General features: G+C 74.3%; 1 protein-coding gene. It reads left to right on the forward strand.

The features are described from left to right. Positions 1-596 (forward strand): MFS transporter (locus KUM32_RS41300; protein WP_217146777.1); only part of this gene is annotated, 596 nt, incomplete at both ends.

Below are 596 nucleotides of genomic sequence, written 5' to 3' on the forward strand. Positions count from 1 at the left end.
CTGCTGGTGAGCGCCGATCTGGTCCGCGCCGCGGTCGCCCTCGTCCTGCCGTTCGTGGACGCGGTCTGGCAGGTCTACGCGCTGATCTTCGTGCTCCAGGCGGCCTCGGCCACCTTCACGCCGGCCTTCCAGTCGCTGATCCCGCGACTGCTGCCCGTGGAGGACGACTACACCCGCGCCCTGTCCCTGTCGCGCCTGGCCTACGACCTGGAGGTCCTGTTCAGCCCGCTGCTGGCCGCCGCGCTGCTGTCACGGATCACCTACGACTGGCTCTTCCTCGGCACCGTGATCGGCTTCCTCGGCTCGGCCGCCCTCGTCCTGTCCGCCGCCCTCCCGGGGCCCGCGGCGGCCCCCGCCGACGGCACCCCCGGGCTCGCGGCCCGGATCACCCGCGGCACCCGCGTCTTCCTGGCCACGCCGCGGCTACGGGCGCTGCTCGCCCTCACCCTGGCGATCGCGGCGGGCGGCGCGATGGTCATGGTCAACACCATCGGTTACGTACGCGACCACCTCGGGCGCGCCACGTCCGACGTCCCGGTGGCGCTCGGCGCCTACGGGGCGGGCTCCATCGCCGCGGCGCTGCTGCTCCCCACGCT

The organism is Streptomyces sp. AC627_RSS907 (assembly GCF_019049165.1).